We start from the raw sequence: 15,239 nt of genomic DNA on the forward strand, positions 1-15,239 counted from the left end.
CTTCTTCGATAGTGTTCACGTGTCCACCTATTTAAGTGGATACGATGCTCCCAAGACCTTCCATGCAACTCAAGATGGGATGGCTAGGCGCTTACTCTGCGGTTCCTCCGTCACATGTTCGTTGAGAAATTGGCAAACCATCGCTGTCTTGGGCTGCTGTTGCGCTGCGCCCCCCATACTCTTCGGGCGTAGTTACAAGCTGCTGTCGTCGCGCACCTCGACAAGCCACTCCCGAATGCGCTGCTGCGCGCCTTCGTCGTTAATGCCACGCGTTGAGTCCAGTAGCACGAAGTTTCGTACCAGCTCACCGGGCTCTCTGCCAAAATGGTAGGCGCCGTACACGGAATCATCGATTGCTAGCCAGTTTCTCAAGCGCTGACCATAGGCATAGCATGTAATTACGTCGGTTCGGCCAGAGCCGTTAAGCAGGTAACTGAATCGTGCCTTCCTGCCCTGAGTGGTGTCGACGACCTTCCTCGCAAGTTCCGGCGGCAGGTAGGACATGACCTTATCCGTGGGCATCGTTTGCAGCCATGAGGTCGTCAGGACGATTTGCACGGCTGGATACGGCTCGAGCATCTTGACAAGCACTGGCGCGTACTCAAACAGCGGGCGTCCAGTGTCGAGCGAAATAATTCCTTCATCGTCCATCGACGCATGACCGACATGGAGAGTCCCGTCAAAATCAAGGAAGAGCGTCGGTGTTTTGTTTTCTTTTTCGTGCAGAACATGCTCGGAACTCTCAACGCTCCTCGCCGCTACCCTATCAATGCGGCGCTGGCTCAGCTCCATGATTGATGCGCCCGAACTCGGGCCGACGCTGGCTGAAGATGGATTTCGGAACATGATTTGACCTCCATCGAAACGTGGTCGACGGTTACTCGGTGAGCAGCTTCTGAAGTCGACGCAGAGCCCATTCGAGTTCGTTCGCAGACAGCCAGCTCTTTGCCTTGACCGCCGCCCTAATGCGGAGGAGCGTCTGCAACACCGATTCCCTCGGATGCGCGTTCGCAGCCTTCTTTGCGATTGGAACAAGTTGAGCCGCGAGGTCATCGCAAATGAGCCAGCGCGTCCGACGCTCCTCTCCCGTCTCATCCGCGCAATAAACGCCGTTGGACAGCCTGACGCGAACCTTCGGCGACGCGCCCGAAACGACAGCAGTGGCGACGTTCCGAGGGAAATCGTCCGGCACATGATGTTCGTTCACGTTGCCCCCTGCCGCCACTCATCAGTGTCGCCTTGCGACCGGGTCTGCCCAGATGCCTGGCAAGGCCGCGGCGGAAGCAGCAATGTCGACGTTAAGCGGATAGTGGCGAACTAACCGAGTTGCAGCAGCGCGCACCTCGTCGCCCGCGTCCCGGTGCGACGCCGCGAGCGTCTCGAGGAACGCACGCGTTGCAATAACGGCATTCGTGCGCTCATTCGCAGTTGTCATCAGGTCCTCCTGCGAGGAGTTGGGACGTGACGTCGGAAAAGGACTTCACCTCGTTCACCACGCACCAACGCCGCCAGACATAGTCTGCATTGTCGGAGCGGCCAGGGCTTCCGAGCAGCTGGTAGACCCGGCCCGAGAGCGTCCGGCCGCGCAGTTGTTTGTTGTCGAACGCGACAATCGCAGAGCTGACTCGACCGTTTAAATTGCGCTTGTCTGCGCCGACGAAGTGCCTTGTCCCCGCGTCGATTTCGAGCACCCTCCACCTGGAGATAAAAACTGCAGGCTCAGACGCTAAAGAGCCGATGGTCCAGAGAGCCATGACTGTCTCCTTCGGGGGAAATGAGGAATCTGGTTCGAACCGGCGAGGGACCCGACGTGCGGTGCGTGGTGCCGAGTGCAGAACGTCCGGCGCGATGACGAGCATCGTGCACTGCACTTGTCGTTCCCGGTGTCGAGTTGTTTATTTGAGTCAGAGATGTGTCGAGGGGCACGAAACTGAGCACAGCCTCTCGCGCTGGGAATGCTGATGTCATGGCAACATCCACCTTCGCATGGCGCGGTCTCAAGCCACCGGTGACGCTGGGTGGATTCCGATATGTACCGCTGCGTTGAACAACCGGCGCGAACTTTGATATTTTCCTTTTGCTTCGCGCGTCTCGTGTGTGTTTACACACACGAACTCAGTGTAGATTGTGGTCCCAAACTTTCAAGTATTTTCGACCCATCCGTGCTTTTATGGTATCGATGACCCTGCAAGCGCGGCTTCGTTTAACGAGGAGATATCCAGAAAGCGGAGAATGCTGTCGAAATGACAGACTGTTGCGCACTGCAGAAACAGCGTGGTCAAGAAAGAGCCGCTATCGATTTGTGATTGCAGCGAATCGACGGCGATAGATACTCCAATTTCCTCAAGACGGTTGGAGAGCATCCTCCAGTCAAGCCATGGCTGGCCGGCCAATTCTATGGCTAAAACCCTTGTCGCACGGGCCTCCCACGTGTCTGGCGACGAAAAAACGTCGACCCACCGCGAAGGACATTCCGCTTGGGACGCAACGAGCGTCTGTAAGAAAAAACTGAAGCGAAAGGTCCCGCGTATAACCTTCGCCTCGACCGCTCGAGCCGACTCCGGGACGCCCAGCTTCGCGAGTTCACCGGCCAACTGCGGGTAGCTCATGTCCTGTCGAGCGAGCACTACGCGAGCTGCTCGCGATGCGAGTCTTGTCCAGCTGGCATCCACGGTCATGGTTGATTTCACTTGAAAACGCGCTGACATGCACTATTTTTGATGTGTGGAAACACACACGGCTCTTTCAATAAAAGTAAAAGAACTGCCTCCCAAAGAGCCCCTCACCCCTCTCGCCGTCGAGCAGGTAACAGCTCGGACATGTCCTAAGGACCGGCGGTTCATTGGAAAACCCAACTATGGTTCAGGTAATGTACCTGGGCGTCGAGGGCGTCCTGTTCGAAAATCGTCCTACCAACGTCCGATTTCAACGCCCGCAGCTTGGAACGCTTCACCTAAAGCCGCTGCCCCTGCTAACTACAATCTCGCGCCTAATTGCAGGCCAACCCGACCTGTCAGTCGTTCTCAACTCTCGTTTGATAGCCGACTATGGCTACCGCAGCATCATCAACATGCTACCGGAGCCGATTGCCCGCAACACAATCGGCGCGACCATTCCCGGCAATCGCGTGCACAGGCGCGACGCAACAACATCTCGCGCCGACTTATTGCGTGCGGATATCAGAAGGCGCTGCCCGAATCACCTCGTTATAGTCGATGCCTCATCATATGCCATACCGTACGAGTACCTCCCTATGGCAGTTCACGTCAATACAGTTCATCCCCGAGCGACTGCTGCATTCGCCGACCGAATACTTAACTTGCTGTACGCAACGGCCGAAATGAACGACAGCGAAACTGGGCTGTCTGCATAGGGGCGCATATGCGGGTCTATCTAAACTTCGATGGCGTCCTTCACCCAAACCATCTTCTTTATCGGCCCGGCTATTCGCCGGCTCTGGCATGTCCTGGCCACACATCGTTCGAGTATGCCTGGATGCTCGCCGAAGTCCTCGGTGACCGTCGAGACATCACCGTCATTCTGAATACGTGGTGGACCTACTATCTAGCCACTGACGAATGCATCCAACTCCTGCCATCTTCCGTCGCGCGATTAGTTTCCGGCACAACACTTCAAAGCGCGGTTGCTGGAGAGCCTTTGCCACAGCGCTTGCAGGAAGCAGAGAAACACATCGCCGGGCGGCCGGATACGCCGCTCCTCGTCCTGGACAATAGCACCGCACGCTACCGTCGCGAACTGCTCCCCTACCTGCTACTGGTCGATGGGGAGAGAGGCCTCTCGTCATCGGCAGCGATGAAAGCGTTCACGCGCCGCTTGCACGACGGAGCACCATCAACATGATTCTAATTAGGAATGCTATGGAACTGATGCAGATGCAAACCCTTACCCAGCGCGCTCCGATTTCTGCGTTGCCATAGACGCGCTTCCGTCGCAACGAAACCCTTAGGGTGAACAAGAAAGGAAAACTTCGCGATATACCTTGAAATGCGCAAATGTCTACCTTAACTAATTGATTTGAAAGGAGATGTTTTCACTCAAAACGCTAGGCAAGGACACTTTGTCGCTTTAGAATTTCGTATCCCCCTGCCAACCTCTGGAGGTAACGACCCGACCAAAAATCTTCATACACTGGACACGCCGGCTTGGGCTTAGCCACCCCACTTTTCGTCTGCAGAAAAGAGAAGGGGTCGCTAAGCCCAAGCGAACTTGAACCGCGACCCCAGTGGCTCCCTATGAGAAAACCACAGCTAGCAACTAAATTTTCTCACGGGAGTCATTGGGCGTCAAAGGACTTTGCTCGTTCAAAGCGAGCGCGGAGCCTTTATCAAAATGCGCACAAGTAACCAGCAACTTCGCTCAACGTCTGCCTTTTACACGCATCATGATTTCCTGAGTTCTCGGCGACGACCGCGAGACCCCGGACAGCAATCCCGCCCCTGTTTTTCCCGCACGATTCCCTCCAGCTTCTTCGTTTCTCCGCCACCGCCGTTCGGCCCACTCGGCAGCTTCCCTTCCCCTCTCAACGCCCCCGGCAGAGCCAGCATCCACCGTCGTTTGTGGGCGGTAAATCCCAAGACGCACCCTTCCTAGGCGCAGCCGGAAGGTCACATGAGTAAGCGCAATCGCGGTCGACGAGGCCGCGAAAGCGTCGTCGCGTCTACGCATCGCCGGCACATCAGTTAACGATGTGTTGCGAGGGAGACGGCTGAAAACCTGAGCTTCACACCCGGAGGGCAACATGCATACTCAAGTGTCCCACTCCCGCTTTTCCAGAGAGCTTGGCGACTTTGCGCTTCGCCTAGAGCAATTCGGCGAGTTGTCTTCAACAGCACGCGCGAGCTTCCGACCACCTAACAGAGTCGCCACCTCAAAGGGAATGGCTCGCATCGTCGCACCCATCAGAAACCTGACTATCGCGCGATGCGACCGGCCACCACGCTGTCCAGAAAGCATCCAGCGCCTGTGCAGCGAAAGTGCCGAGTGCGCCATGGATGGTCGGGAACGCAAACGCGCCTCACCTAAACAATCTAAAGCCGACCGACCCATCGAAGCCAATTTGGACTCACTCGTGCTGGTGAAACCCTATGGTTTGGACAAAATTGTAGAAGTGAGATTGTCGCTTCAAGACGAGGCGGGGTCGACTGCCGGATTGTCGCCCGACTTCATATCGATGCAGGTGGGCATGCTGGCCAGGGATAGTCATCCTTTCCGCGTCGCTTCGAACCACGAGACGTTCGCAAAATGGCATACGTATCTACAAGATGCACCGGATGACAAGTTCTCTGTCGCAGCAGGGTCATTGCTCGCCTTCGCCAAGGTGAAGAAGGGCTCACCGCAATCTCATGAAAGAATCGGAAAGCTCAAAGAGATTCACTGCCATAAGTATCGTTGGAAGCGGTTCTGTTTGACGTTTCGTCTGTTCGTAACAGACAAGGGACGGCGACAGCTGTCGCATGTGCACGCCTGGACAACTGCGAATCGGAGTGCATGATGACCATCTCACTTCCAGTTAAGCTTCCCCCACTCTCAACATGGCAGCGGAACGAGCAATCTTGGCTTGAACGCCACGGCATCGGTACCGCGAAGCCGTTTTCTGACGAAGAGTTATCGGCAGCGCTGAACGCTTGGGGTATTCCGCAGGCAGGACGCGTCTACATCCTCCGGTGCCGCATAGAGTCCCCGTCCAGGAAGGTTCAAGGCAGGGCTCGCAACATCGTCAGCAACTACACATCAAAAAAACTGGGGAGGCGGGTCAGGACCGAGAGCAAAGGGCCCGAGTTTGCAGCCGTCTTTCGGTATGACCTAGATGGTGGCGCCACTCGCGAGTTCTACTGTCAGCCTCCGCAGGTCGGCATTCCGACGAAAATCCTGCGGACGTCGCGGCGTGGCAAGGTAACTGAGTACGTCCACACGGTGCCATACACTCCAGACATTTTCCGCCTCACCGCGGATGGTCCATTGGTTGAAGAGTGGAAAACCGAGGAGCAGCTGATAGCACTTGCCAAGAAGTATCCGTTTCGGTTTTTCAAGACGGAAACCGAGGCTACCTGGCACTGCCCCGAGCGCGAGGACTTTTTCAAGACGCTTGGCATCACGTTTTGTCTGCGCTCCTCGGCTGAGCACAACCCGATTTTCATTGAGAACCTGGACCACTTGCGTTCATATTTCCAGAACGAGAAGTGCACGCTGAGCGAAACCGCATGGTCGGCAATGGAACGCGTGATTAGCAAGCGCGGCGCGATGAGCATGGCCGCCCTGTTTGAACTCGCGTACAACGACGGGACGCCCTGGAACGAGGCGCTATTGCTTCCGACGCCTGCTGGGAAGTTTACGGTTGATGACGTCCTGCAAGCCATCGCAGAAAAACGTCTGTTCGTTGACCTCGACTATGACGACCTCGCAGACCCTTCCTCGGTCGTCCTATGCTCAAGTCGGGAACAGCTCGAAGCAGTGCAATGGCGCCGACCACCTCGCCACACTGTATCGACCTATTTCAACATGGAAGTCGAGGTGGGCACAGAGTTTATGTTTCGTGGACAGCCAGATGTCTATACGGTTTCTGCGATGCCGACAGGCAAGGTGCTATATCGCGACTCCGAATCGCGAGTATTCGAAGAGCTGTCCGAGATGCGTTTCCAACAACTTCTGGACAGCGATATTCAGTTGTTGTCGGCGCCACGGTCAACGGAAGAACTTCTCGCCCGGAACGAATACACCTCAGACAAGCAGATTCAGACAGCTCGCCGAAGATTTCTGCTCGTCACGCAGTTGGAGCAAGTGGACATCCCACATCCCTACAGCATCCGCACGATTCAGCGGTGGAAAAAGGCCGTGCGTGACGCAGGCGAGTCCCGGCCACTTCAAATGCTGGCGCTCATTCCACGTCGGCCCGGTGGTAGGGGGCCACAAATCCTTGAAGAGGTGCTAGCTCTAATCCGGGAGGTGGCACTCGCCGCAAACAACCCAACGAATCCGTCTGGCAGTCGTTCATACGATGCGTTTGTTCGCCTTTGCAAGGAGCGAGGCGTGAAACCCTGCGCCCGCAACACCTTCTATCTTCACTCGGCAATCTTCCGCGACATCCGCTCCCGCGAAGGCAGCCGCAACGCTTACAACGCTGAGCCAGCGGTCTGGTATTTGCATCGTGGTGACAAGATACATGGAGGCCGACCGTTCCACAGAGTCCATATTGACCACACGAAACTCGACATCATTATCAAGGTCCGTGGCCACGGAAAAAGAAGGTACAAGCTGCGGCCATGGCTGACCATAGTGGTGGATGCCGAAACGCGCGCCGTCCTCGCTTTCTATCTTGCGGCCCACCCGCCCAGCACTGTCAGTTGCATGATGGCGATGCGCGCGCTGGTCGCCATGCATAAGCGCATTCCAGACTTTCTCGTGTGCGACAACGGGAAAGAATTCCACTCCGATGCCTTCGAGAACTTCTGCGACCTCAACGACGTTACGCTCGAATTCCGTCCGGCGCATGAGTCCCGTTTCGGTGCCGTCATCGAGCGCCTGTTCGGTACGACAAACCAGTTGTTGATTCACGACCTCGTGGGAACCACGAAGGCCATGCAACACGTCAGGACTATAACTCGCTCAGTAGACCCGTTGCGTGCGGACCATCTCAGTTTCGTCGAACTGCATGGACTTCTCGACTACTTCTTCTTCGTTCAATACAACCGCGAAAGGCGTCATCCCGCGCATGACCATACGCCAGAAGAGTATATGAACAATCGCTTCACGGTAACTGGTCGTCGTTTGGCGCGTTTGAGACCCTACGACGAGCGGTTCATGCTCCAGACGTTGATACCAGTCAGCCGCGGTGGCACTCGTGCAATCGACCCACAAATGGGAATCAAAATTGGGCAGATATGGTACTGGGCCGATGAATTCGCCGGAAGTCGGAACAAGAAGAAAAGAGTTGAGGTGCGTGTCGATATGTGGAACGTGTGCGTAGCGTACGCCTGCATCGATAACCGCTGGGTCAAATGCGTATCAAAGCTCCTAATGCAATTTAGGCAATTGACACAGATTGAGCTTCGGTACGCCCTGTATGCAGTACGTCTGCGGCTGCGCGCAGCGCCGGCCGATAGCTTCGAAAGCGCTCTCCGAGGCGTGCTCGCCGAACACAATATCCCCGCTTCAGCAGATGTGACGGGCGCGACGCGACTCATCTACGGCAAGCCGGGGCTGACGGAAATCGATGCCATAGACGGCAGTGCGGACAACGAGGAAGCGGACCGCACTGATGAAGTCACGGAGGGCGGAATATTGGCGTCACAAGGTGAAGAGCGCGTCGACGAAACTCCAACGGCGATGTACCGACCGCGGTCTGACAGCGCTAAACAATTGCCCTCGCTTCCGAACTTCGGGCGCTTCAAAGTCGACTACTCGCACTTGCCTGTAAGGCAATCTATCTGACTCTCGGAGGTGTCACATGATAACGCGCGAACAAGCTATTGCAGGCTCGCCTGAGGACAAGGAAGCGTACATGAAAGCAACGTACGTTCCGCATCGCAACCTCGAGAACGTGATGTCTGAGGTGCGCAGTCGTATGACTGCAGGCGCTGGACTGTCTATCACGATGGTCGTAGGCCCTCCTGGCGTGGGGAAAAGTACATTCGGGCGGGTGCAGCTTCGGAACCTCCTGTCGCGGTATCCAATACAGCTTCAGGAAAAGCCCCACGTGATTCCCGCCGTGATGAGCGAGGTGGACGCCGCAGACAAAGGCGAATTCAATTTCATCCTCTTGTACAACCGGCTTTGTGCGGACCTTCTGGCGCCTAGCGCCTTGGACGGGTTTGTTCTTGGAGAGAGTGTTGGGGAACCCGCCGACCCTATTCGAAACAGCCGACTGATGTTTGAAAGGGCACTCAAACGTCGTGCGGTAAAGCATCTGATACTTGATGAAGCGGTTCACTTCACCAACTCGCAGACTGACCCGCTTCAGTATGGGAATCTGCTCAAATCGCTATCCAATCGCTCGGGATTCAATCTGCTTTTGCTGGGAGCGTACGGATGCGAGCAACTCGTGCTCGCGAGCGCACAGTTGGCTCGGCGCATTGGGATTGTTCACTATCCCAGATACCACCAGACAGAGGAGGACTTCATCGAATACTGTACTTTCGTGAAGTCTTTGCTCGCTCATATGCCCTACAACCTCGAAATCGACATCGAACGCCATCTCGAGTATCTGTTCGCTGGCACATTCGGTTTACCGGGAACCACGGTCGATGTACTGATGGGTGCCGCCGCGCGTTGCTTCGAGAACAAGAGCAAGATGTGGAAAGACGCCTTCCTGCTGCAATGCATGCCGTCGAAGGCAGCGCAACGAAAGATTGCTCGAGACACGGTTCGGGGCGAGAAGGACGTGCAACCCTTCCTGCAGATGGAACTCTTTCACGATTACGCGACTGAGCAAGATATTGTGGACGAGATGCTACTTGCCGAGACGCAACACAAAAAACTCAACGGAGGCAGGGCAAATGGCTGAGCCGATAGTTCTCGCATGCACTCCGGGAGGATGGCCCGAGGACGCACCTCCACGGTCCGCACTTTTTTGCCTGAGTCCTGAGGGTCATAGTGGAGACGACCTTGAGGACCTCGCCAGCTATTTTCGTCGGCTAAGCGATGACCATGGCATGCTCCCATGGACACTCGCGTTTCGCGTGATAGTCCCCCTGATTGCAAAGGGGGCACCTAAATGGCGCGAGAGGATGGCGGCATCCTGTTATGGATTGGCGATATGCGGAGTGACCAACCTAGCTGACAGTTGGGCGGGTGCGCTGAACGAAGCGACGAGACGTAATGACCTTCATCTGAATACGCTGGTTCCCCTTAGGGGAGTAGTCCCGCCAGCCAAGCTGTTGTCTCCGACTGAACGTTTTTGCCCGATTTGCTATGCGGACGATGAACGTTCGAATCGGCCGAAATACAACCGGCTCCTTTGGTCAATTGACTGCGTGACCGCCTGTCAATTGCATGGCGTCCAACTCCAGCCAGTCGTAAAGGCGAAGCGCGCTAAAGGGAGCGCATTCTGGCTACCGGGCCGGGCAAAGCGGGCGAACGCTAGTACTTTTTGGTTGCCGGGAGTCTCAAGAGTCGACGGACGAAGTCTTGCGAGTGACACCGGAACCGGTGCACGGGAGTATGAGATTGAGTTCGCGAGGCTCACAGCCAATTTGATTGACGACCTGCATCAGCACCCTCACGCGTTTGAAAACATCGGCGCTCCCGCGACTTTCCTTCGTTACGCGACGGACGTGCTCTTTGCCGGTAACACTACGCACTTCGCACGACATATCGCCGTCAGCAAAGGCGGCCTACACGAATGGACGTCGGGGAAAATCAGACCCAGTCTTCCGCGGCTCGTGCTCATCGCGTATTGCTGTGGCTGTGCTGTCGCGGATGTGGTTCTCGGGAACAAAGTGATGCTGCTCAAGCGTCCGCCACCGGCTCGTCCGGCGAACCTCATAGTGCGTCGACGTAACGGTGCGCTAAGGCCTAGGCAGGAGCTTCAAGACGAGTTTGAGCAGATTGTCGAGTCCGGAACGGCGTCTAGTGCGCGGGAAGTGGCGGACCGCTTGGACGTGTCCACGAAGTTTCTGCGCACGCTCTGTCCCGTGCTTCACAAGCGGCTCGTAGATGCGGGTAAAGAGCGCAGCCAAAAGGCTGTGAAGGAACGGGGGAAATTGAAATTCGACGAATTCCAAAAATCATTCGACTCGATGCTCGAAAGGCAGGAGAGACCCGTGAGACGCAGAGTTCAGAGCGACGTGTTCGAGCGCACCGGTATGACGTTCGGATTTAAGGAAGCAGGACGTTTCCTCAAGCGAGCACATGAGCTTGCAGATGTCGATGGGCGAGGTAAGGCGGGATGCGGTGTTGGAGGGTGTGGCGGGAAACCTAGAACGAGAAATCGTCCTTCCGTGGACCGTTATCTTTGATAAGACAGCCAATTGGTGTCGTTTACGACATCAATTGGCGAACTCCACAACAGGTGAATTCGCGGGAACCCTTGTCAGGATTGGTGCGCCCGGCTGGGATCGAACCAGCAACCCCTGCCTTCGGAGGGCAGTACTCTATCCATTGAGCTACGGGCGCTTCAACACGAAAGCGCGGCAACCTGAACAGGAGCGACGCCAAAGCGAGAGCGAAAGGATACCCGGTTTCAGCCAAACCGTCCACCGGACGGCCTAGATGGCGGGATCGCGCGCCTCCTGCCCGCCATCCCGGCGGTGCCGGCCGCACCCCGCGATGCGGGTAAACGCCTGCTGAACACCTCGCCGCGCCCCTCGCCGCCGCCGAAATGTTGCGTCTATAATCGTCCGTGCCTGATTAAAGAACAAGAAGTTGCCGTCACGCTGTACCGCTCACATACCCACGGAGACGAGACAAGCATGAGCGAAGCACCACACGGAGCCCCAATCAAAACCCCCGGGCAGCTCATCGCCGCGATCATTGCCAGCTTTGCGGTACCGATCGTCATCATCGTTCTGCTAGTGATCTACGTCGATAATTCGACGCGCACGGGCGCCGGCACAGACAGTCTTTCCGACGCCGAGGTCAGCGCGCGCATCAAGCCGTTCGCGCAAGTCGACATTCGCGATGCCAACGCGCCACGCGTCTACAAGACCGGCGAAGAGGTCTATAAGGCCGTTTGCTCCGCCTGTCACGCGTCGGGTGCGGCAGGCGCGCCGAAATTCACCAATACCGCCGACTGGGCGCCGCGCATCGCGCAGGGCTTCGACACGTTGTTGCACACGGCGCTGACCGGCAAAGGCGCGATGCCCGCGCGTGGCGGCACCAGCCCGGACGACTACAGCGACTTCGAAATCGCCCGCGCAGTGGCATACATGGCGAACAATTCCGGCGCGAGCTTCCCTGAACCGGCACAGCCGGCAGCAGGTGCGGCAGCTGCCGCGTCCGGCGCTACTGCCGCTGCGCCGGCAGGCGCTTCGGATGCTGGCGCCGCACAGGCCGCTGCAGCAATGGCGGCCATGGCAAGCGTGCCGCAAGCGGCTGCGCCAGCAGCAGGCGGGGCACAAAGCGCGGACGCCTCGCAAGCCGGCAAAGCGCTGTACCAGCAGGTTTGCCAGGCGTGTCACGCAGCCGGCGTGCTGAACGCACCGAAGTTCGGCGACAAGGACGCATGGGCGCCGCGCCTGAAAGAACCAATGGACACGGTCTACAACTACGCCCTGCACGGCAAGGGTGCGATGCCGCCCAAAGGTGGCTCGACTGCCTCCGACGCGGACGTGAAAGCCGCCGTCGACTACATGGTCAGCGCAGCGAAGTAAGGCGCTTCCGGTCCCTGTCGCAAAACAAAAAATCCCTGCCCGTGTCGCCACGGTGCAGGGATTTTTTATGCGAAATGCGTTTTACACGCCGTCGGGTCAGCCGCCTGCCGATGCAACTGCGGGACGGCTGAACGCCTCGACAAATGCCAACGCCGGCGTGCTACGCGCCAGCGACGTCAAATGCATGTGCAAGTCGGCAGGAACGAGCCACGGATAGCTCAGCCCATCCTGCAACGCGTCGAGCAACTTACCGTCGACGTCCGGCACGACGTCCATGCGTGCGACGTGAATGTGGAACGCCGTGACGGCCGGTGCCGCATCGAAAGTCCACCGATACATCCCGTGGCCGACGCGCAACGCGCCCGTTGCCCGTTCGCGCATCACCACGAGCCAGGGTAAGGCGTCGATCGTGTCGTTATCCACCGCTAGCGAATCGCACACGTAATAGGTGCGGCACTGCGCGTACTGCGCACCGAAATCGGTGACGAGCGTTTTAGCAATCGCATCCGTACCGACTGTGCGCGCCGGAAACGCGATATTCGACGTAGCAAGCGAAATAGTGAGAACCGCATTCGGTGCGAAAGCCTCGGCGATGCGGTTAGCACGCGTGTTGTCTTTCGCGTCGATGTAGGTTTCGAGCGCGCGGCGATAGTGCGCGAGCGGGGGCGTGGGCATGCGAGCGGTCTCCGATTGATGGGCCGTGCCACTGTAGCGCGCGTACGTCGCAAAACCGCCGATGCACCTGCCGCGCCCGGGGTCTTGCATCCACTCCCACGTTCAGGGCTTCTGCAACAACGCCTTCAAACTCGCAAGCCGGTCTTTCGGCGACATCGGCGCTTCTTCGGGAGTCGGCGGCGGGGCGTCGTCGAGCAGCATTTCGGGGATGAAGCGCGACGGCTCGCACACCACGGTTTCGCGCGCGCGTTTGCGCTTCTTGCACCAGTTCAGATGCAGGCTGCGCTGCGCCCGCGTGATTGCGACGTACATCAGACGACGCTCTTCCTCGATGCGCGCGTCGTCGATCGGCTCGTCGTCCGGACCGCCACGGTGCGGCATGATGCCTTCTTCGACGCCCACCAGAAACACGTGCGGATACTCCAGCCCCTTCGACGCATGCACCGTCGAAAGCCGTACCGCATCCGGGTCTTCTTCACGGCCTTCGAGCATCGACATCAGCGCGACGGTCTGGATCAGGCCGAGCAGACTCTTGCCGGTGTCGCCGAAGCCATCGGCGGTGTCGTAGCCGGTTGCCTCGCTCTTCTCCGAACCTTCCGGCTCAGCCTTGGTGCCCTTGCGTTTCAACCACTCCATGAACTCGAGCACGTTCTGCCACTTGGACTGCGCCTGACGTTCGTCGAACGCGTCGTACAGATAGGCTTCGTAGTGAATCGCGTCCATCAGTTCGTCGAGCAGCGTGCCCGCGGCATCCTTCTCGGCGCGATCGGTGAGGCGCTGCATGAAGTCGCAAAACACACGCATCGGTTCGATCTGACGCGGCGACAGGCGCGCCTCGATGCCGCCCATGTACACCGCTTCGAACAGCGACACCTTCGCCTGGCCTGCGAACGAGCCGAGCGCTTCGAGCGTTGTATTGCCGACGCCGCGGCGCGGCGTGGTGATCGCGCGAATGAACGCCGGGTCGTCGTTGGCGTTGGCGATCAGGCGCAGATACGCGCAGATATCCTTGATCTCGGCTTTATCGAAGAACGACTGCCCGCCCGACAGCACATACGGAATCCGTTCACGCCGCAGCACCTGTTCGAAGATGCGCGCCTGGAAATTGCCGCGGTACAGGATCGCGTAGTCGCGGAAATTCGCGCGCCGCTCGAACTTATGCGCGGACAGGCGGAACACCACGGATTCGGCCTCGTGCTCTTCGTCGTTGCAAGGTGTGACAGTAATCGTGTCGCCCATGCCGTGTTCGGACCACAGCTTCTTTTCGAACAGCTTCGGGTTGTTCGCGATCACGTTGTTCGCGGCGGTCAGAATGCGCACCGTCGAACGGTAGTTCTGCTCGAGCTTGATCAGATGCAGCTTCGGAAAATCCTTGCTGAGCTGCCCGAGATTTTCGAGCGTCGCGCCGCGCCAGCCGTAAATCGCCTGATCGTCGTCGCCGACCGCCGTGAACGCCGCACGCTTGCCGGCCAGCAGTTTCACCAGTTCGTACTGACACGCGTTGGTGTCCTGATACTCGTCGATCAGCAGATAGCGCAGCTTGTTCTGCCAGCGGTCGCGCACCTGCTCGTTCTTCTCGAAGAGTTCGGCGGGCAGGCGGATCAGGTCGTCGAAATCGACCGCCTGATACGCATGCAGCGTCGCCACGTAATTGCGGTAGACGATCGCGGCCTGATGTTCGTCCTCGTTCGCGGCGATCGCGATCGCCTGCTCGGGCATGATCATCCCGTTCTTCCACAGCGAGATGATCGACTGGATCTTGCGGATGAAGCCCTTGTCCGTCGAGCCGACCTGCTCCTGGATCATGCCGAAGCAGTCGTCCGAATCCATGATCGAGAACTGTGGCTTCAGGCCGACGTGTTCCGCTTCCTGCCGCAGAATCTGCACGCCGAGCGAGTGGAAGGTGCAGACCGTCAACTGATTGACGGGCACTTTGCGGCCTTCCTTGCCGGGCGTGGTGAGCGTCTTGCCTTCGAGCAGCTTGCCCACGCGCTCGCGCATTTCCAACGCGGCCTTGTTCGTGAACGTGACGGCGGCGATGTGGCGCGGCTCGAAGCCTTTGGCCTCGATCAGGTGGGCGATTTTCTGCGTGATCACGCGCGTCTTGCCACTGCCTGCGCCGGCGAGCACGAGACACGGACCGTCAAGATAACGGACCGCTTCATTTTGAGCGGGGTTCAGGCCTGCGGACATCGTCAGTGGATGGGTAATGCGGTTGAGGGCGCTTGGGTGCGGAAT

Annotated in this window: 13 protein-coding genes and 1 tRNA gene; 7 read left to right on the forward strand and 7 right to left on the reverse strand. The window is 57.9% G+C overall.

Going from position 1 to position 15,239, the window contains the following annotated elements; genetic code table 11:
- Window positions 1–192: 192 nt before the first annotated feature.
- The 4 genes from BM438_RS11775 to BM438_RS11795 all read right to left on the reverse strand — a co-directional run bounded on the left by BM438_RS11775 (window position 193) and on the right by BM438_RS11795 (window position 2,708).
- Window positions 193–846, reverse strand: coding sequence for an HAD domain-containing protein (locus tag BM438_RS11775; RefSeq protein WP_167378371.1), 654 nt, complete (start codon window positions 844–846; stop codon window positions 193–195).
- Between the two features lie 382 nt (window positions 847–1,228).
- On the reverse strand, window positions 1,229–1,435 hold the full coding sequence (locus BM438_RS11785) for a BPSL0761 family protein (RefSeq protein WP_093634461.1): 207 nt from the start codon (window positions 1,433–1,435) through the stop codon (window positions 1,229–1,231).
- Window positions 1,419–1,754 carry a hypothetical protein gene (locus BM438_RS11790; protein ID WP_093634462.1) on the reverse strand — a complete coding sequence of 112 codons (336 nt, stop codon included), beginning with the start codon at window positions 1,752–1,754 and terminating at the stop codon, window positions 1,419–1,421. Before BM438_RS11790 ends, BM438_RS11785 begins: the two co-directional genes overlap by 17 nt.
- 414 nt (window positions 1,755–2,168) lie before the next feature.
- The gene (locus BM438_RS11795; RefSeq protein ID WP_093634463.1) at window positions 2,169–2,708 is read right to left on the reverse strand and encodes a DUF6471 domain-containing protein; all 540 of its coding nucleotides are present in this window, start codon (window positions 2,706–2,708) and stop codon (window positions 2,169–2,171) included.
- Window positions 2,709–2,857: 149 nt separating this feature from the next.
- Between BM438_RS11795 and BM438_RS11800 the strand changes: the two genes are divergently transcribed.
- The 6 genes from BM438_RS11800 to BM438_RS11825 all read left to right on the forward strand — a co-directional run bounded on the left by BM438_RS11800 (window position 2,858) and on the right by BM438_RS11825 (window position 10,973).
- Window positions 2,858–3,373: an HAD domain-containing protein gene (locus BM438_RS11800; RefSeq protein ID WP_093634464.1), complete on the forward strand. Its 516-nt coding sequence runs from the start codon at window positions 2,858–2,860 to the stop codon at window positions 3,371–3,373.
- 8 nt (window positions 3,374–3,381) lie between these two features.
- Window positions 3,382–3,861, forward strand: coding sequence for an HAD domain-containing protein (locus BM438_RS11805; RefSeq protein ID WP_093634465.1), 480 nt, complete (start codon window positions 3,382–3,384; stop codon window positions 3,859–3,861).
- A gap of 898 nt (window positions 3,862–4,759) precedes the next feature.
- Entirely contained in the window at window positions 4,760–5,512 is a 753-nt protein-coding gene (locus tag BM438_RS44805) for a hypothetical protein (protein ID WP_143131696.1), read from the forward strand.
- On the forward strand, window positions 5,509–8,448 hold the full coding sequence (locus tag BM438_RS11815; protein WP_244179354.1) for a DDE-type integrase/transposase/recombinase: 2,940 nt from the start codon (window positions 5,509–5,511) through the stop codon (window positions 8,446–8,448). The genes BM438_RS44805 and BM438_RS11815 overlap by 4 nt, the downstream gene beginning before the upstream one ends.
- 16 nt (window positions 8,449–8,464) lie before the next feature.
- The gene (locus BM438_RS11820) at window positions 8,465–9,520 is read left to right on the forward strand and encodes an ATP-binding protein (RefSeq protein ID WP_093634468.1); all 1,056 of its coding nucleotides are present in this window, start codon (window positions 8,465–8,467) and stop codon (window positions 9,518–9,520) included.
- The gene (locus BM438_RS11825; protein WP_093634469.1) at window positions 9,513–10,973 is read left to right on the forward strand and encodes a TniQ family protein; all 1,461 of its coding nucleotides are present in this window, start codon (window positions 9,513–9,515) and stop codon (window positions 10,971–10,973) included. The genes BM438_RS11820 and BM438_RS11825 overlap by 8 nt, the downstream gene beginning before the upstream one ends.
- An 81-nt stretch (window positions 10,974–11,054) precedes the next feature.
- Here BM438_RS11825 and BM438_RS11830 read toward each other — a convergent pair.
- Window positions 11,055–11,130: transfer RNA gene (locus BM438_RS11830), tRNA-Arg, on the reverse strand.
- A 296-nt stretch (window positions 11,131–11,426) separates the two neighbouring features.
- On the opposite strand from BM438_RS11830, the gene BM438_RS11835 reads away from it, so the two are divergent.
- The gene (locus BM438_RS11835) at window positions 11,427–12,326 is read left to right on the forward strand and encodes a c-type cytochrome (RefSeq protein WP_093634470.1); all 900 of its coding nucleotides are present in this window, start codon (window positions 11,427–11,429) and stop codon (window positions 12,324–12,326) included.
- Between the two features lie 96 nt (window positions 12,327–12,422).
- Here the strand turns inward: BM438_RS11835 and BM438_RS11840 are convergent, their stop codons facing one another.
- Both BM438_RS11840 and BM438_RS11845 read right to left on the reverse strand, forming a co-directional pair.
- Entirely contained in the window at window positions 12,423–13,001 is a 579-nt protein-coding gene (locus tag BM438_RS11840) for a hypothetical protein (protein ID WP_093634666.1), read from the reverse strand.
- Window positions 13,002–13,103: 102 nt separating this feature from the next.
- Window positions 13,104–15,194 carry a UvrD-helicase domain-containing protein gene (locus BM438_RS11845; protein WP_093634471.1) on the reverse strand — a complete coding sequence of 697 codons (2,091 nt, stop codon included), beginning with the start codon at window positions 15,192–15,194 and terminating at the stop codon, window positions 13,104–13,106.
- Window positions 15,195–15,239: the final 45 nt, after the last annotated feature.

It is taken from the genome of Paraburkholderia aspalathi (genome assembly GCF_900116445.1).
GTDB lineage: Bacteria > Pseudomonadota > Gammaproteobacteria > Burkholderiales > Burkholderiaceae > Paraburkholderia > Paraburkholderia aspalathi.

Excerpts from the sequence above, each read along its gene's own strand:
- BM438_RS11775 (WP_167378371.1), bottom strand. The coding sequence starts at position 846 with ATGTTCCGAAATCCATCTTCAGCCAGCGTCGGCCCGAGTTCGGGCGCA.
- BM438_RS11785 (WP_093634461.1), bottom strand. The coding sequence starts at position 1,435 with ATGACAACTGCGAATGAGCGCACGAATGCCGTTATTGCAACGCGTGCG.
- BM438_RS11790 (WP_093634462.1), bottom strand. The coding sequence starts at position 1,754 with ATGGCTCTCTGGACCATCGGCTCTTTAGCGTCTGAGCCTGCAGTTTTT.
- BM438_RS11795 (WP_093634463.1), bottom strand. The coding sequence starts at position 2,708 with ATGTCAGCGCGTTTTCAAGTGAAATCAACCATGACCGTGGATGCCAGC.
- BM438_RS11800 (WP_093634464.1), top strand. The coding sequence starts at position 2,858 with ATGGTTCAGGTAATGTACCTGGGCGTCGAGGGCGTCCTGTTCGAAAAT.
- BM438_RS11805 (WP_093634465.1), top strand. The coding sequence starts at position 3,382 with ATGCGGGTCTATCTAAACTTCGATGGCGTCCTTCACCCAAACCATCTT.
- BM438_RS44805 (WP_143131696.1), top strand. The coding sequence starts at position 4,760 with ATGCATACTCAAGTGTCCCACTCCCGCTTTTCCAGAGAGCTTGGCGAC.
- BM438_RS11815 (WP_244179354.1), top strand. The coding sequence starts at position 5,509 with ATGATGACCATCTCACTTCCAGTTAAGCTTCCCCCACTCTCAACATGG.
- BM438_RS11820 (WP_093634468.1), top strand. The coding sequence starts at position 8,465 with ATGATAACGCGCGAACAAGCTATTGCAGGCTCGCCTGAGGACAAGGAA.
- BM438_RS11825 (WP_093634469.1), top strand. The coding sequence starts at position 9,513 with ATGGCTGAGCCGATAGTTCTCGCATGCACTCCGGGAGGATGGCCCGAG.
- BM438_RS11835 (WP_093634470.1), top strand. The coding sequence starts at position 11,427 with ATGAGCGAAGCACCACACGGAGCCCCAATCAAAACCCCCGGGCAGCTC.
- BM438_RS11840 (WP_093634666.1), bottom strand. The coding sequence starts at position 13,001 with ATGCCCACGCCCCCGCTCGCGCACTATCGCCGCGCGCTCGAAACCTAC.
- BM438_RS11845 (WP_093634471.1), bottom strand. The coding sequence starts at position 15,194 with ATGTCCGCAGGCCTGAACCCCGCTCAAAATGAAGCGGTCCGTTATCTT.